General features: G+C 69.6%; 15 protein-coding genes and 2 pseudogenes. 10 read left to right on the top strand and 7 right to left on the bottom strand.

The genetic code is table 11. From position 1 onward, the window contains the following. Nucleotides 1-283 (bottom strand): ferritin-like domain-containing protein (locus tag ABD256_RS42300; RefSeq protein ID WP_344431750.1); only part of this gene is annotated, 283 nt, incomplete at its 3' end. Nucleotides 284-940: 657 nt separating this feature from the next. On the opposite strand from ABD256_RS42300, the gene ABD256_RS42305 reads away from it, so the two are divergent. The 3 genes and pseudogenes from ABD256_RS42305 (at nucleotide 941) to ABD256_RS42315 (ending at nucleotide 2,884) form a co-directional block, all read left to right on the top strand. Next, complete coding sequence (locus ABD256_RS42305; RefSeq protein ID WP_344431752.1) at nucleotides 941-1,192, top strand: hypothetical protein; 252 nt, start codon at nucleotides 941-943, stop codon at nucleotides 1,190-1,192. Between the two features lie 117 nt (nucleotides 1,193-1,309). Beyond that, nucleotides 1,310-2,041 (top strand): DoxX family membrane protein, encoded by a 732-nt coding sequence (locus ABD256_RS42310; protein ID WP_344431754.1) that lies wholly within the window; start codon nucleotides 1,310-1,312, stop codon nucleotides 2,039-2,041. A 253-nt stretch (nucleotides 2,042-2,294) separates the two neighbouring features. Further along, nucleotides 2,295-2,884, top strand: a pseudogene (locus ABD256_RS42315) (carbonic anhydrase). A gap of 199 nt (nucleotides 2,885-3,083) precedes the next feature. On the opposite strand, the pseudogene ABD256_RS42320 reads toward ABD256_RS42315, so the two are convergent. From ABD256_RS42320 to ABD256_RS42330, 3 genes and pseudogenes are all read right to left on the bottom strand, one after another. Then, nucleotides 3,084-3,625: pseudogene (locus ABD256_RS42320) on the bottom strand (acyl-CoA desaturase); the annotation flags it as partial. Between the two features lie 245 nt (nucleotides 3,626-3,870). Then, nucleotides 3,871-3,990 (bottom strand): cold-shock protein, encoded by a 120-nt coding sequence (locus ABD256_RS42325; RefSeq protein ID WP_425546616.1) that lies wholly within the window; start codon nucleotides 3,988-3,990, stop codon nucleotides 3,871-3,873. 250 nt (nucleotides 3,991-4,240) lie between these two features. Next, a complete protein-coding gene (locus ABD256_RS42330; RefSeq protein ID WP_344431756.1) occupies nucleotides 4,241-4,645 on the bottom strand; it encodes a hypothetical protein in 405 nt (134 codons plus the stop codon). A 554-nt stretch (nucleotides 4,646-5,199) separates the two neighbouring features. Here ABD256_RS42330 and ABD256_RS42335 point away from each other — a divergent pair. From ABD256_RS42335 to ABD256_RS42360, 6 genes are all read left to right on the top strand, one after another. Beyond that, nucleotides 5,200-15,537, top strand: coding sequence for an amino acid adenylation domain-containing protein (locus tag ABD256_RS42335; protein ID WP_344431758.1), 10,338 nt, complete (start codon nucleotides 5,200-5,202; stop codon nucleotides 15,535-15,537). Then, complete coding sequence (locus ABD256_RS42340) at nucleotides 15,534-15,755, top strand: MbtH family protein (RefSeq protein WP_344431759.1); 222 nt, start codon at nucleotides 15,534-15,536, stop codon at nucleotides 15,753-15,755. Before ABD256_RS42335 ends, ABD256_RS42340 begins: the two co-directional genes overlap by 4 nt. Then, the gene (locus ABD256_RS42345) at nucleotides 15,755-16,801 is read left to right on the top strand and encodes an ATP-binding cassette domain-containing protein (RefSeq protein WP_344431760.1); all 1,047 of its coding nucleotides are present in this window, start codon (nucleotides 15,755-15,757) and stop codon (nucleotides 16,799-16,801) included. The genes ABD256_RS42340 and ABD256_RS42345 overlap by 1 nt, the downstream gene beginning before the upstream one ends. Then, entirely contained in the window at nucleotides 16,798-17,598 is an 801-nt protein-coding gene (locus ABD256_RS42350; RefSeq protein ID WP_344431762.1) for an ABC transporter permease, read from the top strand. Before ABD256_RS42345 ends, ABD256_RS42350 begins: the two co-directional genes overlap by 4 nt. 210 nt (nucleotides 17,599-17,808) lie before the next feature. Then, nucleotides 17,809-18,846, top strand: a complete 1,038-nt coding sequence (locus tag ABD256_RS42355; RefSeq protein WP_344431764.1) for a YncE family protein — start codon at nucleotides 17,809-17,811, stop codon at nucleotides 18,844-18,846. Between the two features lie 76 nt (nucleotides 18,847-18,922). Beyond that, entirely contained in the window at nucleotides 18,923-19,813 is an 891-nt protein-coding gene (locus ABD256_RS42360) for an alpha/beta hydrolase (protein WP_344431766.1), read from the top strand. Nucleotides 19,814-19,944: 131 nt separating this feature from the next. Here ABD256_RS42360 and ABD256_RS42365 read toward each other — a convergent pair whose 3' ends face one another. Together ABD256_RS42365 and ABD256_RS42370 are read right to left on the bottom strand one after the other, a co-directional pair. After that, the gene (locus ABD256_RS42365; RefSeq protein WP_344431767.1) at nucleotides 19,945-20,400 is read right to left on the bottom strand and encodes a transposase; all 456 of its coding nucleotides are present in this window, start codon (nucleotides 20,398-20,400) and stop codon (nucleotides 19,945-19,947) included. A 27-nt stretch (nucleotides 20,401-20,427) separates the two neighbouring features. Further along, on the bottom strand, nucleotides 20,428-21,042 hold the full coding sequence (locus ABD256_RS42370) for an IS110 family transposase (protein ID WP_344431769.1): 615 nt from the start codon (nucleotides 21,040-21,042) through the stop codon (nucleotides 20,428-20,430). 501 nt (nucleotides 21,043-21,543) lie between these two features. Between ABD256_RS42370 and ABD256_RS42375 the strand changes: the two genes are divergently transcribed. Further along, nucleotides 21,544-22,338 (top strand): pentapeptide repeat-containing protein, encoded by a 795-nt coding sequence (locus ABD256_RS42375; protein ID WP_344431772.1) that lies wholly within the window; start codon nucleotides 21,544-21,546, stop codon nucleotides 22,336-22,338. Nucleotides 22,339-22,491: 153 nt separating this feature from the next. On the opposite strand, the gene ABD256_RS42380 is transcribed toward ABD256_RS42375, so the two are convergent. Continuing rightward, complete coding sequence (locus tag ABD256_RS42380) at nucleotides 22,492-22,632, bottom strand: hypothetical protein (protein WP_344431774.1); 141 nt, start codon at nucleotides 22,630-22,632, stop codon at nucleotides 22,492-22,494. Between the last annotated feature and the right edge of the window lie 414 nt (nucleotides 22,633-23,046).

The following is a 23,046-nucleotide window of genomic DNA, read 5'->3' on the forward strand; positions in this document are numbered from 1 at the left end:
GCCCTTTCCCGGTGACCGCGTGCAGGTAGAACTGCGCTTCGAGGTATTCGAGGTTCAACGCGAAATTGAGTACCGCGCCGTCGCTCACGCCCCCGGCCGTGGCTTTCGCCGCCGGAGACAGCCGTGGCGCGGCCGCCGCCACCTCGCCACCGAGGCCACTGAGCGCGGTCGCACCGACCACACCCAGGCCGGTCATTCCCGCGGCGTTCAGGAACTTGCGCCGGTCGGACTCGTTTCCCGCACTCCGGTTGATCATCGCGGACGCGTATTTCTTGCCGAACACCTGCGAACTCCCTTCCACCCGGCGGTGGCTGCGACCATGGCCGGGCGCTGGTCCCCACGACCCGGCGAACCGGCCAGTCGCGGAGCGCTGATGAAGCATGGACCTAGTGATTCGTGGCCCGGATCACATTGGACTGGCGTGACTTCAGATGACCTGCACCGAGGCTTCCGCGCTCCCCCGCGACACGCGACCGCTTCGCGATCACGACAACGGTGGCTCCGGCGGTTCGCCGCGATCGGCGAGCATGGTTTCCGCGTTGCCGACCACACGAATCGGCACCGGAACGCCACCACTGAGCCACATCACCGGACGCCCTGCATCCGCAGAATCGGCTCGCGCCTGCTTACCCGAAAGAGTGACAGAACCAGAGGGGTCGACCAGGTTCTGAACCCGATCGATCGTTCAATTACCGAAATTCGTTGTTTTTGTGACGCGACCAGGACATCGCCGGGATCTTCTCGCGTCGGAAACGAGATGAACGGTCCGGGAAAACATGGTCGTCAAGCATCGTTTCCGATCACACCACCAGTCGAACGATCACTGGGCCGAATGGCGTAAAGCCGGGATGGGCGCCCGCCGTCTGGCTCTTCGGCGGCGTATCCCGTCATACCGCCGGGCCGTCCGGCCCGGGGCATCGCATGAGAAGGGTTTCCCGTCATGAAGGCATCCCGCCGTATCGCCTTGGCCGCTCTTCCGCTCGCCGCGGGGATCGCATTCGCCGCCCCCGCCGTAGCCAGTGCGGCACCCGCGTCCGCCCCCAGCCACAGCGCCACCGCCGACACCGGCGGATCGCTGAACCTCGGCGGCCTGCTCGATCTCAGTGGAGACCGCCACGGCCTCAATCTCGGCCTGCTCCTCGACCTCAACCTGGATCTGAACCTCGGCCACCACCACGGGTGCGGCTGCTGACCGGCGTCACGCCGACCGTCCACAAGAAACAGTCCGACGTGAGAGCGGCCTGGCATCCGGCGGGCCACCGGTCTTCACCGGTGACCCGCCGGGCATATCGGAGAGGAAGGGCGCATCGTGGGAATCCGGGCCCGGTTCACCGCGTTCGAAGGCGTCACGCACGCCTGGCTGGTCCGGCACAGCATTACCGCCCTGCGCGTCACCATGGGCCTGGTGTTCCTCGGCTTCGGCATCCTCAAGTACTTCCCCGGCGTCAGCCCTGCCCAGGACCTGACCGTCACCACCACCAGAATCCTGACCTTCGACCTCCTCCCCGGCGCGCTCTGCCTCGCGCTGGTCGCGACCCTGGAATGCCTGATCGGGCTGATCCTGATCGTGGGCAGGGGACTACGGCTGGTCGTCTATCTGCTCGCGCTCGAACTGCTCGGCATCCTCTCCCCAGCCGTGCTGCTGCCCGAGCGACTGTTCAGCGGCCCGTTCCACGCACCGACCCTGGAAGGCCAGTACGTCCTCAAGGACATCGTCCTGGTCGCCGCGGCCATGGTCGTCGCGACCACCTTCCGCCGCGCCCGCATCGCGTTCTCCGACCACGACTACATCACCACATCGGGTAACCACATTCCCATCCAGACACCGCATCAGCCGAGAAGCCCGCAGGAAAAACTCGACATCGTGATGAGCGGCCTCCGTGGTGACCACCCCGTGCCCGCGCTCTGCCGGCGACACGGCATCACCACCGCCCAATACACCGCATGGCGCCACGACGCCATCACCGGCGCCACCCACGCGCTCGACACCGCAGACCCCGCCGAAGACAGATCGCCCGACCGCACGCGATCTCGCGAATGATCACAACCCGCCGCACGAGGTGGCCAAGTTCGTCACTGACCAAGCCGACCACCGCAGCTCACCACTCACCTCTGACCGATCATCTGGTCGAGTTCCGACACTCGATGCGACTAGGCTGCGAGAACGGTGGACAGTGAGCCACGCGTGTGACAACGTCCACGATGCTGTCCCCTTTCCCGGGGCCATCGCCAGTAACCTGCGGTTCATGACCGACGCACCCTCTCCGACCCCAGTCGAGGCCTTCGAGACACTGATGGCCGGCAACGAGCGCTTCGTCGCCTCGACACCGGAGCACCCGAACCAGCACGCCGCGCGGCGTGCCGAAACCGCACCAGGCCAGCGGCCTTTCGCCGTGCTCTTCGGCTGCTCCGACTCCCGGCTGGAGGCCGAGATCATCTTCGACCGCGGGCTCGGCGACCTGTTCGTCGTGCGCACCGCGGGCCACGTCGCCGGGCCGGAGGTCCTGGGCAGCATCGAGTACGGCGTAAGCGTGCTCGACTGCCCCTCGTCGTAGTACTGGGCCACGACTCGTGTGGCGCCGTCACCGCCACCCGCACCGCGCTGACCGACGGCATCGGCACCGCCGGGTTCATCCGCGACGTCATCGAACGCGTCACCCCCAGCGTCCTGTCCGCTCGCGCCGCCGGCCTCACCACCGACGGGGACATCGTCGCCGAGCACATCCGACACACCGTCGACCTGCTGGTGAACCGCTCCAAAGTCCTCGCCGACCAGATCGAGGCAGGGCAAACGGCCGTGGCGGGCCTGTACTACCGGCTCGCCGACGGAAACGTCGAAATCGTCACCACCCGAGGCCTGTCGGAAGAGCGACCAACAAGGTAACCACTCCTCAGCGGCCGTTTTCGCAGAGAGACATCACCAATGCCGATGACGTGCCGTCTTATGCCACCGACCGTCCCCAAAAACGGTCTATCGAGTCGGTCATCCCGATGACCAACACAGCCCTCCCACAGTACCGGCCATCTGTCGGCGGCGCCGCCGGGCTGGGGGTGTTCATGACCTGACTTGCCGAGGACAGACCGAGCTGGCCGAGAATTGCCGGCGTGAGCAAGGTCGCGACCGTCAATGCCGGGAACAGCCGATCGACGGTGACGATGTCGCGGTCGGCGAGCAGATCCGGGGCGAGGCGTTGGGGGTTGGTCTTGTCCCGGCCGAATATCCAGCCTATGTGCGCGTACTAGAACCCCTTGGCCAGCGCCGCGGGAGTGCTGCCGAACCACCACGGGGAATGCGGATCGCCGTCACGATCGGCGAAAGCGTGGCGACGGCGATGCTCGGCGACCCAATTGATGACCGGGCCCTGCATCGCCATGCTGCCCGCGACCGCCAGCGCGACCCGGAGCCCGCGATGTGCCTTGAAGGCGCTGTGGGTGAAGTAGCGGTGGAGCCCGATCGTCACGCCGAGCCCGGACAGGCAGTAGAAGAACACGGTGAGACCGATGTCGACCCAGCTCAGTCCCATCCCCAGGCGAGGGGGACCGCGGCTACGACAGCGAGCAGGGGCACCACGGCGAACAGCTTGACGAGGAACGCTTCGGTACCCGACTTCTGTCCTTCGAGGATCGGCTCCGGCTCGCGAGACGAGCGAGGAGCCGCACGCGGACGTGTCGGCTGAAGTGTGCTGACCGCAAGATTACCTCCCGGCAATTTGGCTGTACTGCGATGCCGCCGGGTTCTGGGGCGGACGGTGTCGACGAATGTCGGGTCGACGGCCCGGGGGTGAACACCCTCCGCCACAAGGTATCCGGTGGCGGAGGGGCCGCACCCCGTGTGGGTCGGGACCCACACGGGGTGGGCGAACGAGACGATCAGAGGCTGCGTACGGCGCTGGCTTGGAGGCCTTTCGCGCCCTGTGCCGCCTCGAACTCGACCCGCTGCTCCTCGTCGAGGCGGCGGAAACCCGCACCGTCGATCTCGGATAAGTGCACGAATACGTCAGGCGCCCTCGCGGGCGATGAACCCGAAGCCCTTTTCGGGGCGTGTCATACACACGAACACACAAAAATCTACGACCACCCGTTACAACGACCACGACACCACGATCGTTCCCCGATGCGTGGCCCTGGTGGGCCGGGTCACCAGCTCAAGGCTCCGGTCGGTTGCCTGCCGCGACGCACGCGTACGCCCTCGCTGACTTCGCCCAGCCCGCGCGGGCTGGTGTTCGGGCGAGGCGTTCGGTCAAGCGGTAGGTCGTCGTCTCGGTCGTTTGGGCGGATTCAGCGGGCTGAGCGCGCCGGTGTTGAGCCAGAAGTCGACGATCGTGGCGGTGGCGAGGGGCAACTCGGGGCTCGTGCCACCCAGGTAGGTCGCCGCGGCGACGGCCGTGTCGCCGCCCAGCGACACGCGGCCGAGGGTGATCTTCGGCGCGGAACGTCGTGCGACCGTGCCGTGCTGAAGGGTGAGGTGGCGGGGGATCCAGGCGGTCTGCAACCGCAGCGGCGGTAGTTCGGCGACGCTTTCGCCTGGTAGCAGCAGGATCGTGCACACCAGGTGGTGGCCGATCCGGACGACACCGCCGCTGATCGCGATCGCCTTGGCGCCGGTGTGCAGGATTTGTCCCGCGATCACCTGGTTGGATTCCATCACGCTCCCCGGGTCGGTTTTCAGTCATTCGTTGAGCGGCTCGGACCGGCTTGGCCTCTTTTCCGTTTTACGTTTTCGAGACTGTGACGAGCAGCGCCGTAGCCGCTTGGGGGATTCGTGGCCAGTCTTGGTGACCGAGGCCACTTCGTACAGTCGCAAACCGGAGCTGCTCCGAATCAGGAGGACGGCACTCCGTGGAATAGCGGCGGCCCTGGACGGAAAAGGTGAGGTACATGAACTTCATGCAGTCGATCGTCAACCTGATGGTCTCCCTTGGGAACATCAGCGTTTTCTGACGGACCGCCGAGCCGCTGTGGCCATCTCCCATCGGGAGATGGCCACCTTTTTATTACAGGTTTCTTACGGCGCGACCACTGCGCTTATCGAAGCAACATCCTACTGGCACTTGATCGTGCGACATGTCACCTAGCCCCGTCCATTCGGGCGGGCGGGCCGAATGGAGCATGAGCCGTTTAGCCGCGGGGGACCAAATCTTGCTGACGTCCGCAAGTGAACGGCCGATCGTGGAAGCAGTCGAGTGAAAGCGGGAACTTGTGCCTGTTCGTCGTGGAGAACACCTGGAACTGACATCTGCGCAGCAGGGGATCTGGTTTGCGCAGCGCCTCGACCCGGGCAGCCCAATGTTCACCATCGCCCAGTACCTCGACATCCAGGGACGGGTGGACGCGGCGTGGCTGAATGCCTCGATCCGCCACGTGCTGGTAGAGGCCGAAGCCCTGCGCCTGAGGTTCAGCGAGGTCGATGACCGTCCGAGTCAGGTGGTCGAACCGCTCGGCGAATGGTCGTTGCCCGTGCTGGACTTCTCGGCCGATCGTGCCCCGGAGAACGCGGCCCTGCGCTGGATGGACGACGATCTCGCAAATCCGGTGGACGTGCTGGGAGACTGGCTGTTCGCCGCAGCGCTGCTGCGGGTCGGCACGGAGCGGTACATCTTCTACCAGCGGGTGCATCACCTGCTGACCGACGGCTACGGCGCGGCACTCGTCTTGCGCCGGATCGCGCAGGTCTACGACGCCGCCCAGCGCGGGGAGGAGCCGGAGGCCGACGGGTTCGGCCGCGTCGCCGAGGTCGTGTCGGAGGATGTGGCCTACCGCGATTCCGCCCGTGCCGCTATCGACGGGGACTACTGGCGTTCCCGGTTCGCCGATCGCCCCGAGCCCACCGGCCTGGCCGGTTCCGTCGCGCCGGCGAACACCGGGCTGCTGCGGCGCGATGGCGGGCTGTCTCCGGCGGAGGCGGAGGGTTTGCGCGAGGCGTCGAGGCGGTTGCGCACCGACTGGTCGCCGTTCGTGATCGCCGCTGCCGCCGCGTACCTGCATCGCGCTACCGGGGCCAACGAGGTCGTACTCGGACTGCCGGTGACTGCGCGACGCTCGCCTGCACTGCGGACGACCCCGGCGATGGTGTCCAACATCGTGCCGCTGCGTCTGCGTGTCACCGCCGAGACGACCGTCGCCGATCTTGTCGCGCGGACTTCGGCGGAGGTGCGCGCCGCGCTCAAGCACCAGCGTTACCGCGCCGAGGAGCTCCGGCACGATCTGGGGCTCGCTCGCCACGACCGGATGCACGGGCCGACCGTCAACCTGCTGCCGTTCGATCCGAGCCTGGACTTCGGCCCGCACACCGCGAGGCTGCGCACCCTGTCCATCGGCCCGGTGGAGGACCTGTCCCTGGTGTTCCAGGGCATCTCCGCCGAGCGCGGCCTGAGCGTGGACTTCTCGGCGAACCCCGACCGGTACAGCGCCGCCGAACTGGACGGTCACCACCGCCGCTTCCTCCGGCTGCTGCGAGCGGCGATCGAGACCCCGTCGGCACGGGTCGGGTCGTTCGAGCTACTCGATTCCGGCGAACGCGATCTGGTGCTGCGAGCGTGGAACGACACCGCGAGCCAGGCGGAGCAGGCGACCCTGCCCGGTCTGTTCGCCCGCCAGGCGCGACAGTCACCGGACCGCGTCGCGGTCTCGGACGCGGAGGACTCGCTCACCTTCGCCGAACTCGACCGCCGCTCCCGGCAGCTGGCTTCGGTGCTGGCCCGCCGCGGCGCTTGCGCCGGAACGACGGTCGCGGTCGCGCTGCCCCGTTCCGTCGGCGCGATCGTCGCGCTGTTCGCGGTGGCTCGGACCGGGGCCGCGTACCTGCCCCTCGACGTCAGCTACCCGTCCGAGCGGCTGGCCTACCTGATCGACGACGCCGCGCCCGGACTCGTGCTCACCGACTCGCGGGCGCGTCCCGGATTGCCCGGGTCCGCGCTGCGCGTTGACACCCCTGGATTCGCTGCGGAATTACAGGCCGCGTCCACGGGCGACGCGCCCACGTCTCCGAAACCGTCGGATGTGGCCTACCTGATCTACACCTCCGGCTCGACCGGCCCGCCGAAGGGAGTCGTGGTCGAGCACCGGTCGCTGGCGAACCTGTTCGCCAGCCATCGCGCGACGCTGTTCGGCTCCGGGCGGAACGCCGCGGGCCGGGAAGCGCTGCGGGTGGCGCACCTGGCAGGCATGGCGTTCGACGCCTCGTGGGACCCGGTGCTGTGGCTGCTCGACGGGCACGAACTGCACATGGTCCCCGACGCCATCCGTCGTGATCCGCAGACGTGCGCCCGGTATCTGGCCGACGAGTGCGTCGACTCGATCGAGACGACGCCGTCCTATGCCCGGCAGCTGCTGGCCGAGGGGGTGCTGCGCCAGGCGCGTTATCCCGCGGCGTGGGCGCTCGGTGGCGAAGCGGTCGACCCGGCACTGTGGGCTGAACTCGCCGAGGCGCCCGGCGTGGTCGCATGGAACCTGTACGGCCCCACAGAGTCCACTGTGGACTCGATCACGACCACAATGGACCGTTCGGCTTCCCCGGTGATCGGCGCCCCGGTCGCCAACGTGCGGGCCTACGTGCTCGACGCGGCGCTGCGACCGGCCGCGCCAGGGGTGACCGGCGAGCTGTACCTCGCCGGTGCCGGGCTGGCCCGCGGCTACCACGGCAGAACGGCCCTGACCAGCGACCGGTTCGTCGCGAACCCGTTCGACACCGCGGGCGAACGCATGTACCGCACGGGTGATCTCGCGCGCTGGGCCGGGCTCGGCGCGGTGGAGTTCCTCGGCAGGACCGACGACCAGGTGAAGATCCGCGGGTTCCGCGTGGAACCCGGCGAGGTCGGCGCGACGCTGGCCGGATTCGATGACGTGGCGCAAGCCGCCGTCGTGGTCACCGGCTCCGGTGAGAGCGCGCGTCTGATCGCTTACGCCGTCACCGCGGCCGATCCCGGCGATCTGCGCACACGGCTCGCGCGGATCCTGCCCGAGTACCTCGTGCCGCAGGCGGTCATCGTGGTGCCGGGGATCCCCTTGAGCCCCAACGGAAAGGTCGACAAGACCCGGCTCCCGGCTCCCGGCATGGCGACCGTGATCCCCTCGGCACCGCCGCGCCCCGGCACCGCCACCGAGGACGTGATCCGCGCCGTCTTCGCCGACACCCTCGAACTCGCCGAAGTCGGAGTGCACGACGACTTCTTCGCGCTCGGGGGCCATTCACTGCTCGCGACCAGGGTGATCGGCAAGCTCCGCGCCGAACTCGGGGTCGAGGTGACGATCAGGACGCTGTTCGACGCGGCCACACCGGCCGCACTCGCAAGGTGCCTGGCAACCGGATCACCCGGCGACGCGCGTCCCGCCTTGACCGCGCGGTGGCGTCCCGACCGGGTGCCGCTTTCGCCCGCGCAGCGCGGGCTGTGGTTCCTCAACCGGCTCAATCCCGACGCGGCCGACTACATCATGCCCGTGGTGCTGCGGCTGACCGGCGACCTCGACCGCGCCGCACTGCGCGCGGCGGTGGCCGACGTGGTCGCCCGGCACGAAACCTTGCGCACGCTGGTCGCCGAGGTGGACGGCGAGCCCCACCAGAGGATCCTGCCTGAGGAGGCAGCCGGGACCGCTCTGGAGGTCGTCGAGGTCACCGCGGCGGAGGTGCCCGGCATGATCGCGGCGGAGGCCGCGCGCGGGTTCGACCTCGCCCTGGAGGCTCCCCTGCGTGCGCGCCTGCTGCGCATCTCGGCCACCGAGCACGTCCTGCTCCTGCTGATCCACCACATCGCGAGCGACGGCTGGTCCTTCGGCCCGCTCGCCCGCGATCTCACCGCGTCCTATCGCGCGCGAACGCGTCACGGCGGCGCCGCCGATCTTCCGGATCTTCCGGTCCAGTACGCCGATTTCACGTTGTGGCAGCGGGATGTGCTCGGTGCCGAGACCGCTCCGGGGAGCAGGGCCGCGACGGAGCTGACCTACTGGAAGTCCGCATTGGACGGTGTGCCGGCGGAGCTGGCGCTGCCCGCGGACCGGCCGCGCCCGGCTACCCCGAGCGGTGGTGCCGCCACCGTCGCGGTGGCGGTGCCCGCACCGGTGCACGCCGCGCTGGCCTCGGTCGCCGCCGCGCACGGTGCCAGTCTGTTCATGGCCCTGCACGCCGGGCTCGCAGCGGTGCTGTCGAAGCTCGGTGCGGGAGAGGACATCGCGATCGGCACACCGGTCGCCGGTCGCACCGAACCCGCGCTGGCGGATCTGGTCGGCTTCTTCGTCACGACCCTGGTCCTGCGCACCGATCTCACCGGCGACCCGACCTTCGCCGATCTCCTCCTCCGCGCGCGCGACACGGACCTCGCCGCCTTCGAACACCAGGACCTCCCGTTCGACCGGGTCGTCGACGAACTCGCGCCCGAGCGCGTCCCCGGCCGGAACCCGCTGTTCCAAGTGCTGCTCGCGCTGCAGAACACCGCGACCGCCGCACTCGATCTCGACGGTGTGCGCGCCGAGGTCGAGCCCGTCCCCGCCGGTGCCGCCAAATTCGACCTCTCGATCACCCTCACCGAAACCCACGATCCCGATGGCGCGCCCACCGGCGTCGTCGGCGACCTCGACTACAGCACCGACCTGTTCGACCATGACACCGCGACCCGGATCGCCGGCGCGCTCACCACCTTCCTCGCCTCGGCGGCAGCCACCCCCGACCGGCCACTGCACCGCCTCAGCCTGCTCGATCCCGTGCGGGAGAACGAAATGCTCCAGCACTGGCGTGGTGCGGCCCGCCCGGTGCCGGAGACCACACTGCCGGCCTTGTTCGAGGCGCGGGCCGCCAGCAATCCGGATCGCACCGCGGTCATCGCCCCCGACGGATCGCGGACTTTCGCCGAACTGGACCGCGACGCCGACCGGCTCGCGACGGCGCTGCGCGCCCGTGGTGCCGGATCCGGACGCGCGGTGGCCGTCGCGCTGCCACGGTCGATCGACACCGTCGTCGCGCTACTGGCCGTGCTCAAGGCGGGGGCGGTGTACCTGCCGGTGGACATCGGCTACCCGGCCGAGCGCGTCGCCCACCTGCTCGGCGACGCCGACCCGGTCCTGCTGCTGAGCACCACCGAGATCGCCGCCCGCCTCGGCGGCACCGCGCCGACCCTGCTGGTGGACCGGTTCGAACCCGGCCCCACCTCCGGCGGCACACCACCCGCGCCGGATGACCTCGCCTACCTGCTCTACACCTCGGGGTCCACCGGGCGGCCCAAGGGCGTCGCGGTCGAGCACCGGGCACTGGTCAACCTGCTCCACAGCCACCGCGAACAGGTCTTCGGCCCGGCCACGACCGCGGCGGCCCGGAAGGTACTGCGCGTCGCGCACACCGCCGGGGTGTCCTTCGACGCCTCGTGGGACCCGATCCTGTGGCTGGTCGACGGGCATGAACTGCACCTGATCGACGACGACACCCGGCGGGACCCAGAAGCGCTGGTGACGTGCGTGGCCGAGCGCCGAATCGACGTCGTGGAGACCACCCCCTCCTACGCCCACGAGCTGCTGGCGCTCGGGCTGCTCGAGCACGACCGGCACCGCCTCACCGTGCTCGCCCTCGGCGGCGAGGCGGTGGACGCGGCACTGTGGCGGGACCTGGCCGCGCGGCCGGAAGTGCTGGCGTTCAACTTCTACGGCCCCACCGAGTCCACTGTGGACTCGGTGATCGCGAGGATCGCCGAGCACCCCGCACCGGTGATCGGCACCGGCGCGCACAACGTCGGAACCCTGGTCCTGGACGCCTGGCTGCGCCCGGTACCGCCCGGCGTCACCGGCGAGTTGTACCTCACCGGCGCCGGTCTCGCGCGCGGGTACCGCGGCCGCCCGGAGCTGACCGCCGAACGCTTCGTCGCCGACGCGTTCGGCGACGTCCCCGGTACGCGGATGTACCGGACCGGCGACCTGGTCCGGTGGTCGCCCACCGGGGTGCTCCGGTTCGTCGGGCGCGCCGACGACCAGGTCAAGATCCGCGGTTTCCGGGTGGAACTCGGCGAGATCGAAGCCGTGCTCACCGGCATCGACGGGATCTCCGCCGCGGTCGCGCTGGTCCAGACCGCGGCGGAGGACACCGAGCGGCTCGTGGCCTATGTGGTCGGCGACGGCATCGACGTCGAGCGGCTGCGCGCCACGGTGGCCGCGAGGCTGCCGGAGTACATGGTGCCGAGGCTGATTCTCCCGATCCCGGCGATCCCGTTGACCGCCAACGGAAAACTGGACAAGGCCCGCCTCCCCGAACCGTCGGCGACGCCGCGCACACCGGCACGGCGCGCCCGCGCGGGTACCGAGGCGGAACTGTGCGCGCTGTTCGCGACCACCCTCGACCTGCCCGAAATCGGTCCCGACGACGACTTCTTCGCACTCGGCGGGCACTCGCTGCTGGTCACCCGCCTGGTGAGCCGCATCCGAGGCAGGCTCGGCGTGGACGTCACGATCCGGACGGTGTTCGAGAACCCCACACCCGCCGCGCTCGCCGCGCGCTGGTCCGACACCCGCGCCGCCCGCGCCCCGCTGGCGCGGCGGCCACGGCCGGAACGGATACCGCTGTCCTACGCCCAGCGCCGCATCTGGTTCCTCAACGGCTTCGACGGCGCCGGCGCCGGATACCACATCCCGATGGCGCTCGACCTGCGCGGCGAACTCGATCACGACGCCCTGCGCGGCGCGCTCGCCGACGTCCTGCGCCGCCACGAGAGCTTGCGAACCGTTTTCCCCGTCGAAGACGGCGTCCCCTACCAGCAGGTGCTTCCCATGACCAGAAACGACTTCACACTGTCTACAGCGGACACCGATCGCGAGTCGCTCGCCTGGCGGATCGCGGCCGTCACGACGGCACCGTTCGCGCTGGACCACGAACTGCCCCTGCGGGCGACGTTGTTCCGCGTCGCCGCGGACGAACACGTCCTGCTCCTGGTGGCCCACCACATCGCCAGTGACGGCTGGTCGACCACCCCGCTGGCCAGAGACCTGGCCTCGGCCTACACCGCCCGCGCCCAAGGCCGCGAGCACAGCCTGCCCGCGCTCCCGGTGCACTACGCCGACTACACCCTGTGGCAGCACGAAATCCTCGGCGAGGAAACGGACATCACGAGTCCGCTGCGGCGGCAGCTCGGGTTCTGGGCGCGGGCACTGGCCGACCTGCCCGACGAGCTCACCCTGCCCGCCGACCGCCCTCGCCCGGCCAAGTCCTCCTACCGTGGCGGGACGGTGCCGGTCGAGCTGAGCGCACCCCTGCACGCCGCGCTCGCCGGGTTCGCCGCCGAGCACGGCATCAGCATGTTCATGGCGCTGCACGCGGGGTTCGCCGCGCTGTTGTCCCGGCTCGGCGCGGGCACCGACATCCCGATCGGGACCGCGGTGGCTGGGCGCACCGACGAAGCGCTCGACGAACTCGTCGGATTCTTCGTCAACACACTCGTGCTGCGGACCGACCTGTCCGGCGGGCCCGGCTTCGCCGAACTCGCCGACCGGGTCCGCGCGCTCGACCTCGCCGCGTTCGACCACCAGGACGCCCCCTTCGAGCGGGTCGTCGAAGAGATCGCCCCGGTGCGCACCCTGAACCGGCATCCGCTGTTCCAGGTCATGCTGACCCTGCAGAACACCCCGTCCGCACGGCTGGAGCTGCCGGGCCTCGACATCTCCGTCGTCGACTGCGACGGCGCGGCGGCGGCCAAGTTCGACCTGTCGCTGTCGCTGACCGAACGGCACGACACCGAGGGCGTGCCGACCGGGATCGCGGGCACTCTGGAGTACAGCGCGGACCTGTTCGACCCCGGCACCGCACGCCGCCTCGCCGAATGGCTCCCGCGCCTGCTCGACGCCGCGACACGAGCCCCCTCCCGCCCTATCGGCGAGCTGGATCTGCTGTCACCGAGTGAGCTGCGCTCCCTGGTGGAGACCGGGAACGGCGCGGCCCGCGCGCTGCCAGCGGGCACGGTCATCGACGCGTTCGAAACCCACGCGGCCTCCACGGCGGGGGTGGACCTCGCGGTCGTCGCCGGATCGGATCGCCGGTCCGCGGCCCGCCTCAACGCCGACGCCAACCGGATCGCCCGCGCCCTGCGCGCCAGGGACATCGGCACCGGTGACATCGTCGCCGTCGCCCTCACCCGGTCGGCGGAGACGGTCGCGGCGCTGCTCGCGGTGCTCAAGGCAGGCGCGACCTACCTGCCCGTCGATCTCACCTACCCTGCCGAACGCATCCGGTTGCTGATCGAGGACTCGGCTCCCGCGCTGATCATCACCGAGTCCACCGCACGTTCCCGGATCCCGGGGATCCCGGGGAGCACAGCCGTGCTGACGCTCGACGCCTCGGAGATGAGCGCCGAACTCCTGCGCACCGAACCCCACGATCTGATCGACGCGGAGCGGCGGCGCCCGCTGACCTCCCGGCACCCTGCCTACCTGATCTACACCTCCGGTTCGACCGGGCGCCCCAAGGGAGTGCTCGTCGAACACCGCTCCCTGCTGAACCTGTTCCAGCAGCACCGCGAGCACATCTTCGGCCCGGCACGCGTGCGCCTCGGCGGGCGGCAGGCGGTCGTCGCGTTGACCGCGGCCCTCGCGTTCGACGCCTCGTGGGACCCGGTGCTGTGGATGATCGCGGGCCACCGGCTGCACATCGTCGACGACGACACCCGCCGTGACGCCGGTGAACTCGTCCGTTCCGTGCGGGACAACGCCATCGACGTGCTCGAAACCACCCCCTCCTCCCTGCGCCAGCTCCTCGCCGCCGGCCTGCTCGACCCGGCGGGGCACCGCCCGGCGGTGCTCGCGCTCGGCGGGGAACAGGTCGACGACGGCCTGTGGGCGCAGTTGCGCGCCGTCGACGGGGTGACCGCCTACAACCTGTACGGGCCAACAGAGTCCACTGTGGACTCCGTGGTGGCCGGTCTCGGCGACAGCCCGCGCGCGGTGATCGGCCATCCGGTGCACAACACGCGCGCCTACGTCCTCGACGCCGGGCTGCGACCGGTCCCGGCCGGCGTCGTCGGCGAGCTTTACCTGGCGGGCGCCGGACTGGCCAGGGGCTACCTCAACCGGACGGCGCTGACCGCCGAACGCTTCCTCGCCGACCCGTTCAGCGACGACGGCGACCGCATGTACCGGACCGGGGACCTCGTCCGGCGCCGGGCCGAAGGGCCGCTGGAATTCGTCGGCCGCGCCGACCAGCAGATCAAGTTCCGCGGATTCCGCATCGAGCCGGGTGAAATCGAAGCCAAGCTCGAATCCGTGGCCGACGTCGCGGACGCCGCGGTGGTGGTCCGCGAAACCGCGCCGGGTGTCCAGCGCCTGATCGCCTACCTCGTCTCCGCCGATACCGAACTCGATACCGCCGAGCTGCGGACCGCGCTCGCCGGGAGCCTGCCGGAGTACATGATCCCCTCGACGTTTGTCGTCCTGGCCGCGTTGCCGTTGACCGCCAACGGAAAGCTCGATCACCGCGCGCTGCCTGCCCCGGAGCTCACCGCCACCGCCTCCCGCGGTCCACGCTCACCGCGCGAGGACCTGCTGTGCCATCTGTTCGCCGAATCCCTCGGCCTCGACCGCGTCGGCATCGACGACGGCTTCTTCGAACTCGGCGGCCACTCACTGCTGGCCAGTGCGCTGATCACCCGGATCAAGGCGGCCTTCGGGGTCGAGCTGCCGATCCGGCGGCTGTTCGAAAGCCCGACCGTGGCCGGGTTGGCGCTCCGCCTCGACCACGGCACCGACGGCGGAGACCTCGACGTGCTACTCCCCTTGCGCGCCAACGGAAGCAAGCCACCGCTGTTCTGCATACACCCCGCCAGCGGGCTGTCGTGGACCTACGCCGGACTGCTCAAGCACCTGCCACCGGACCAGCCGCTGTACGGGGTCCAGTCGCGCAAGCTCACCGAACCGGGCTACGCACCGGCCGGTATCCCCGAGATCGCGGCCGACTACCTCACCCAGATCCGCTCGGTGCAACCCGAAGGCCCCTACTACCTGCTGGGCTGGTCCTTCGGCGGGAACCTCGCCCACGAAATCGCCGCACAGTTCGAAGCCGACGGCGACCGGGTCGGGCTGCTGACCCTGCTCGACGCCTACCCCGACGTGCCAGGCGACGGGCTGGACGCGGCGAGCGAAGCGGAGATGTTCGGCACCCTGCTGGCGAACCAGGGCTTCGCCATCCCCGTCACCGACGTCCTCGACCGGACCCGGGTCCTCGAGGTCTACCGGGAAGCGGGCAGCCCGCTCGGCAGCCTCAGCGAAGACGCGCTCGGCGCCATGGTCGACGCGTTCGTCACCCAGGCCACCCTCATGCGCGAGTTCACCCCGACCCGCACCCGCGGCGATGTCCTGTTCTTCACCGCCACCGTCGGACGCGACGCCGACAGCCCGGACCTCACCGACTGGCTGCCCTACCTGGCAGGCCACGTCGAGAACCACACCGTCACGGCCGCACACGCCCAACTGACCCAGCCCGAAGCGCTGGAGCGCCTCGGCCCGATCGTCTCCGACCACCTCACCGCGCACCAGGCCGCACCCGCCACCCAGCCACGAGCACGAACAGGGAACCAAGCATGACCACCCACCAGACCAACCCCTTCGAGTCCCCCGACGCCGACTACCTCGTCCTCGTCAACGCCGAAAACCAGCACTCGCTCTGGCCGGTCTTCGCCGACATCCCCCGGGGATGGACCCCGACCTTCGGCCCCGACCGGCGCGACGCCTGCCTCGAATTCGTCGACCGCAACTGGACCGACATCACCCCCAGTAGCCTGCTGCCGGAGGGAACCGACTGATGCCCGCACCAGAAGCCGCGATCGTCCTCGACGGGCTGCGGAAATCCTTCGGCACCAAGAACGCGCTCGACGACCTCACCCTGGAAATGCCAGCCGGGCAGGTCTTCGGGCTGCTCGGCCCCAACGGCGCCGGCAAGACGACGGCCGTGCGGATCATCACCACCCTGCTGGCCCCCGACGCCGGCCGCGTACTGGTCGACGGCACCGACGTCACCGTCGATCCCGGCCGCGTCCGCCGGTCGATCGGCGTGTCCGGCCAGTACGCGGCGGTCGACGACAAACTGACCGGCTTCGAGAACCTCTACCTGGTCGCGAAGCTGTACGGGATGCGCCGCCACCGCGCCGCGACCATCGCACGGGACATGCTGGACCGCTTCCACCTCGGCGACGTCGCCGACCAGCTCACCTGCACCTACTCCGGCGGCATGCGCCGCAGGCTCGACCTCGCGGGCGCGCTCGTCGCCTCCCCGGCGGTGGTGGTGCTCGACGAACCGACCACCGGCCTCGACCCGCAAAGCCGCCTCGACACCTGGGACGTCATCGGCGAACTCGTCCGCGAAGGCACCACCGTCCTGCTGACCACGCAGTACCTCGAAGAAGCCGATCAGCTCGCCGACCGCATCGCCGTGATCGACCACGGCACCGTCGTCGCCGAAGGCACCAGCGACCAGCTCAAAGCCGCCACCGGCGGGCACCGCCTCGAAGTGGTCACCGCCCACGACACCGATCTCGCCACCGCCTACCGCGTCCTCGCCGCGATCGGGACGACCCCCTCGGTCGATCGGCGGGCCCGCCGCGTCGAAGTCGCCGTCACCGACGGCCAACGCGCCCTCGAAACCGCTGTCATCCGGCTCAACACCGAACGGGTACCCGTGCTCGACCTCGGCCTGCGCCGCGCGACACTCGACGACGTATTCCTCGGCCTGACCGGATCCGCACCCGCGCGCACCGCCCACACCGATCCGGACCAGACCGCGGTTCTGCCCGCGGTGCCCCACTGGCCCACCCAATCCGGCGCACTCGACCGGCGGGAGGCGAGCGCGTGACCACGGTGACCAGGATCGCGAAGGACAGCAGCGCGCTCGCGTGGCGCAACCTGCTCGCCATCCGCCGCACACCCGGCTCGATCTTCGCCAGCGTCCTGCAACCAATCATGTTCGTACTGCTGCTCGGCTACGTCTTCGGCGGCAGCCTCGGCGGCGACGCCTACCGCGAGTTCGTCATGGGCGGCATCTTCGCCCAGACCGTCACCTTCAACGCCTCCTTCACCACCATCGGCCTCGCCAACGACCTGCAAAAAGGAGTCGTGGACCGGTTCCGCGCACTGCCGATGTCCCGCGTCGCGGTCATGCTCGGACGCACCACCTCCGACCTGACCACCAGCGTGATCAGCCTCCTGGTCACCAGCCTGTGCGGGCTCGCCATCGGATGGCGCATCCGCGGCGACCCGCTCGACGCCGCACTCGGATACCTGCTGATCCTGCTCTTCGCCTTCGCCATGTCGTGGGTCGGCGCGTTCATCGGCCTGATCGCCCGCAGCGTCGAAGTCGCCCAGAGCCTCGGCCTGATCTGGCTGTTCCCCGCGACCTTCATCTCGTCCGGATTCGTCTCCGTCACCGCCATGCCCGAACCGCTCGCCACCATCGCCGAATGGAACCCCATCACCGCACTGGCCAACGCCGCCCGCGAATTGTTCGCCAACCCCACCCCGGCCGCACTGCCCCAACCCCACGGCTGGCCCGCGCACAACGCCATCCTCTACTCAGCACTCTGCTCGCTCGGGCTCATCGCCCTGTTCATGACCCTCGCCGTCGCCCGCTACCGCCGCGTCGCCGCGCGATGAGACGACTGAGAACAGTCGTCACCCGTGACGCGGTGGCATTCGCCTGGGCCCGGTCGCACGCGCGCGAGCACGGTGACCGGCAGGCCGAGCGCGGCCGGATCGATGACTTCGCCCGGTGGTGGGCCCCGAGGTGGCGTGCACACCTGTCCGGGTTCTTACGGATCGCGCGGGCGGCACGCGCCGGTGACGCACCGGCGTCAGGCTGGGGTTGTGAGTATCGCCCCGGAGAAGAGCGCGACGCGGTCATGGCGCATAGTCGCCGGACTCGGCCTCGTCGTGGCGCTGGCCGCCGCATGCGCACCGTCTCCTTCGCCCGCGCCGCCCGAGATGCCCCCGCCTGCCGAACCCGCCCTCGCTCCGCCGCTGGTGCGCCCGCCGGAAGGCACGGTAGTGCCGATCGGCACGGCCCCCGAGGGAGCGGTCGCCGATCCCGTCACCCATCTCGTCGCCGTCGGGCTCCGCGAACCCGACCGGCTCGCCCTGATCGTTGAGAAGACCGGGAAGACCGTCGCCACCACGCCGTTGCCCGGCCACCTCCGGCACCTCCAGCTCGCCGCCCCCGGCGGCCCGGTACTGGTCCCCGGTGAGAACTCCGATCAGCTGTTCACCGTCGCGCTCCCGTCCGGGACCGTCACCTCGGCCGTGCGCACCGGATCATCGCCGCACGATGCCACCCAAGCGGCGAACGGGCTCGTGTTCGCCGCGAACGAGAACGGCCGCGACGTCGCCGTGATCCGTGACGCGCGGGTCGTGCACACCTTCACCGACGTGACCCAACCGGCGGGTCTCGCCGCGACCGGCGATCTCGTCGGCCTGGTCGACGTCCGCCAGAACGATCTCACCCTCTACGACACCGCCACGCTCACCCGCGTGGCCCGGCTGCCAGCCGGTGACGGCCCCACCCATGTCGTGGCCGATCGGCGCGGTCACCTCGACGTCATCGACACCCGGGGCGGCGCGCTGCTCACCTACGACCCCGCCGGCCGCCGCCAGCTGTCCCGGCTCGATCTTCCCGGCACCCCCTACGGCGTCACCTACGACGACATCCGCGACCGGCTCTGGGTGACCCTCACCGCCACCAACGAACTCGTCGGCATCGACCTCACCGCTGCCGAACCGCGCGTCATCACCAGGATCCCCACCGTCCGCCAGCCCAACACCGTCACCGTCGACATCACCACCGGCACCCTCGCCGTAACCGGCACCACCGACGGTGTCCTCCAGCTCCTCACGCCAAGCCGACCGTGACCGCCCGCGCAAGCCTGCGACCGCGTGGCTCCGAATACCACGAGACCGCGGGCGGATTCGACAGCGAGGACGGCGCATGAACCGTGAGGAATTCCTGTTCGGCGAAGTCGGCAGGCGGTGCGCGGCGTGGCTGTACCGTCCCAGCGACCCGGGTGCCCGGCCGCCCTGTGTCGTGATGGCCCACGGGCTCGGCGCGGTTCGCGCGATGGGCTTGGACTCCTACGCCAGCCGGTTCGCCGACGCCGGGATGGCGGTGCTCGTGTTCGACTACCGCGGTTTCGGCGACAGCGAAGGCGAACCTCGGCAGGTGGTCGACATCGACTCCCAGTTACGGGACTGGGCAGCCGCGGTGGACTGCGCGCGCCGATTCCCCGGCGTGGACGGCACTCGTATCGCGTTGTGGGGCACCTCGTTCAGCGGCGGACACGTGCTCACCCTCGCCGCACGCGATCCGCGATTCGCGGCCGTGGTCTCGCAGGTTCCCTATCTCGGCCTGCCCGCCCGGCGCGGGCTCCCGCGCGGACACACGATCCGGCTGGCCCTGAGCGCACTACGGGATCGTGCGCGAGCCGTTGTCCGAGTGAGACCGCTGCTGCTCCAAACCATCGGCGAACCAGGGTCACGGGCCTTCCTGCGGGAAGCCGGCGCCGAGGAAAAATTCCGCTCGCTACTGGCCCCCGGAGCGAGCTGGCACAACACCGTCGCCGCGCGCGTCGTGCTCGGTCTGCCGCGCTACCGTCCCGGCGACCAGGCAGCCGATGTCGAGTGCCCACTCCTGTTGTGCGCCTGTGAGAACGACGCCATCACCCCGCTGGCGCCAGTCGCCGAAGCCGCGCTTGCCGCACCTCGGGCCGAGCTGTGCAGCTACCAAGGAGAGCATTTCGACATCTACCGCGGACCGGTCTTCGACCGCGCCGTCACCGACCAGATCCGGTTCCTCCGCCGCCATCTCACCCTCCCCGCGTAGCAAGGAAACGAGCGCGAGAGCCACCTACGCCCCTGTTCCCGGTCCCGGGATACGGTGAGCCCGCTCGTGGCGGGATTCCGCATGTCCTGAAGGATGCTCCTATAGATGTCAAGGGGTGGTGTTGAGGTTGGTCATGTCTGTGGTGAGGGCTCGGTAGATTTCGCGGGCGACGTAGCGTTGAGGCAGCGGATGATGTGGCGTTTGGGGAGGCCTTCGGTGGTGCGGCGGTGGAGGTAGTCGCGGGTGCGGGGGCAGTGTCGTAGGCGGACGATGACGATGCGGTAGAGGGCGGCGTTGGCGTGGCGGTCGCCGCCGCGGTTGAGGCGGTGGCGTGTGGTGCGGCCGCTGCTGGCGTGGATGGGGGCGGTGCCGCAGAGGTGGGCGAAGCTGGCGTTGTTGCTGATGCGGTCGAGGTTGTCCCCGGCGGTGATCAGCAGTTGGGCGGCGGTGTCGGGGCCGACGCCGAACAGGGCGGTGGTGGTGGGCAGGATCTGGCGGGTCAGGGTGTCCAGGTCGGTTTTGGCGTCGTCGATCTCGATGGTCAGGTGCTGAATGCGGCGGGCCAGGCGGCGCAGTGTGGTTTTCACGCCGGCGACCGGGCAGGTCAGGTCAGGTCAGGGGCGCAGCCGGGCGCAGGCGGTGATCCGTTTCGTGCTGGACAGCGCCGCCAGGGTTTCACGCAGCTTGGCGGGGGCGGTGACGATCAGGCTGTCGAGCTGGTTGCGGGCGGCAGTGCGGGACTTGACCGCGCTGCTCAGCGCGGTCCGTAGCGCGGCGATGCTGGCCGCGGGCCCGGTCCCGGCTTTGGGGGTGGCCTCGCATCGCCCGGAGGCCACCGCGTGCGCGGCGTTGATCGCGTCCTGGGCATCGGTCTTTCCCTTACGGCGTCGGGCATGCCGGTCTGGCTGGTTGACCTCCACCACCGGCACACCGTGCCCGGTCAGGTACCGGGTCAGACCGGCACCGTAGGAACCGGTGCCCTCCACACCGACCGTGCCCACCACGCCGAACCCCGCCAACCATCCCCGCAACGCCGCGTATCCGGCAGTGTCCGCGGGAAAAGCCCGAGTGCCCAAGACCCGGCCCCGCTCATCCACCGCGGCCGCGGTGTGGGTGTCCTTATGCGTGTCGACCCCACCGGTCACCACGACCTCGCCGGCGACCTCGCCGGCGTTGTCACGGATGTGGTCGACGATGTCGCGCTGATCGGTCATGCTGGTCTCTGCCATCCCGTAGTGCTGATCGGATCGGGGTGACACGTGCCGGGCCAGCCGGGACGGACAACACAGTGACGGGTGTCCTGATGGCACAGGCTCCTATCAAGTCACACCCCCTGGCCCGGTACACGTGCATGAACAGAGACCCACAGAAAGCCGGCAGATCCTTCACAAGACAACCCCAACCGGAGCGTCGGTGGCTTTCCGAGCCAGACCCTCCACAGATCCCTGCCCACACACATCATCATCACTGTGGCCTTCGGAGCACGACTAAAAGATCCTCTGGAATCCATATTCGTGGCAAATCCTTCCGAAGTGCCGACTCTGGCTTGCCCATAGCGTTCTATTCGCGATATGAACAGAAAGCCTCTCTGGAATTATTTATGGCTTTCGACAAAAAGCCGGCGTAGCATACTGATACGTATGGCAGAACAGGAACCTCGGGAGCCGGAGAGGACCCGGCGGTGGTGGAACGCGGCGGGCTTGTGGCAGGGCATTACCACGTTCACCGCGGTGGCGGCGCTGGTGTTCACCGCGCTGTCGTTGCAAGCGACTCGCGACCAGGTTCGTCTCGCTGAACAAGGACAGGTCACCGACCGTTTCGCCAAGGGGGTGGAGCAGCTCGGCGCGACCAGCCTCAGCGTCCGGTTGGGGGCGATCTACGCACCGGAACGTGTGGCACGCGACTCGCCGCCGGACCAGCCGGCGATCATCCAGGTGCTGACGACGTTCGTGCGCGAACGCGCTCCCCGTACCCCGACCGAAGGGGATCACCGCGGCTGCCCGAAGCACACCGGCATCACCGTGCAAGGCACCGAGCCTCGGCTCGCGGCGGACCTGCAAGCTGCGCTGACCGTGCTCGGCCGCCGCGATACCGGCCGCGACAGCGGCGCGATAGTCGACCTGCGTGGCGCCTGCCTCAGCCGTGCCGACCTGACCGGCGCTCACCTCCCCGGCGCAGTTCTCACCGGATCCGTCCTCGAGGGTGTCGAGGGTTCCCACGCGGACCTGCGCGGAGCGAGCCTGGACGACGTTGTCGCGACCGGAGCGCGGCTGGATTCCGCCGATCTTACCGGCGCCACACTCTCGGGCACCTTCGATGACGCCCACTTCACCGAAACCAACCTCACCGGCGCGCATCTCGAAGGAAGCTTCGCTGCTCACGGGACGTTGTTCTCGGCAACGAACCTGACCGACGCGACGGTCGACACGGTCTTCCCCGACGCGCACGTCGACCACGTGCACCTCGCTGGCGCCCACACCAGCAGGAACGCGCCAGTCACCGCCCTGACCATCGCACGTCGCTAAGCGACCGCTCCCCCTCTACGCTTGGGCGCCTCTGGTGTCCCTCGGGTGCGCGCACTCTGTCTCGACGCACTCGAGGGCGTCAGCTTCGGCGATGTCGAACTACCCCGGGCCTGCGCCCAGGCCAGCCAACTTTTCGGGTAGGTACCGTCGCCGTTAACTGACCGTGAGAGCGAGACGGCCGCGCGGGCCGCGCAGCAGTACCCAGCCGTCGGCGGCGCTTTCGATGTCGTAGCCCATGGCCAGGTAGGAGTCCAGGGCCTCGGTCATCCCGTGGCCGGGGTCTACCCGCAGCACGTCGCAGCGTGGCCGGGGATCTGGGCCACGTGGGTACACCGTGGACCTCGACCTGGGTGCTGGAGCGTTGTCGACCTGTCGGTTCACCGAGCCTCCTCGGGAGTGAATGACGGAGCAAGTCTCGGCCACGCCCTACGAAGCGCGGACGTGGCGCTCGTCGGTCAGAGCGCCATCGCCTCCCGCCGGCCCGGTATGGACGGTAGAACCTGGGCACGGGGTGGCTCTCGGAGCCGGATCCGGTGCATTCGTCCGGGCACGCTTTTCAGCGGTCAGGGCGCGGTTTTCTTCCGACGTGGCCGACCAGTCTTCCCGGCCTGGTGTCAACGGTCATCGGGAACTCCGGGTGGGCGGACAGATGGTCTCCAGGTTGGCGGACGGTACTTTTCCGGGTGGGTGGACAGCGGTTCTCCGGGA

This window comes from Amycolatopsis minnesotensis, from assembly GCF_039529815.1.
In the GTDB taxonomy this organism is placed as follows: Bacteria; Actinomycetota; Actinomycetes; order Mycobacteriales; family Pseudonocardiaceae; genus Amycolatopsis; species Amycolatopsis minnesotensis.

Bases quoted from the DNA above. Each gene is read 5' to 3' on its own strand.
- ABD256_RS42305 (WP_344431752.1), top strand. From the start codon at position 941: ATGAAGGCATCCCGCCGTATCGCCTTGGCCGCTCTTCCGCTCGCCGCG.
- ABD256_RS42330 (WP_344431756.1), bottom strand. From the start codon at position 4,645: ATGGAATCCAACCAGGTGATCGCGGGACAAATCCTGCACACCGGCGCC.
- ABD256_RS42340 (WP_344431759.1), top strand. From the start codon at position 15,534: ATGACCACCCACCAGACCAACCCCTTCGAGTCCCCCGACGCCGACTAC.
- ABD256_RS42345 (WP_344431760.1), top strand. From the start codon at position 15,755: ATGCCCGCACCAGAAGCCGCGATCGTCCTCGACGGGCTGCGGAAATCC.
- ABD256_RS42360 (WP_344431766.1), top strand. From the start codon at position 18,923: ATGAACCGTGAGGAATTCCTGTTCGGCGAAGTCGGCAGGCGGTGCGCG.
- ABD256_RS42370 (WP_344431769.1), bottom strand. From the start codon at position 21,042: ATGGCAGAGACCAGCATGACCGATCAGCGCGACATCGTCGACCACATC.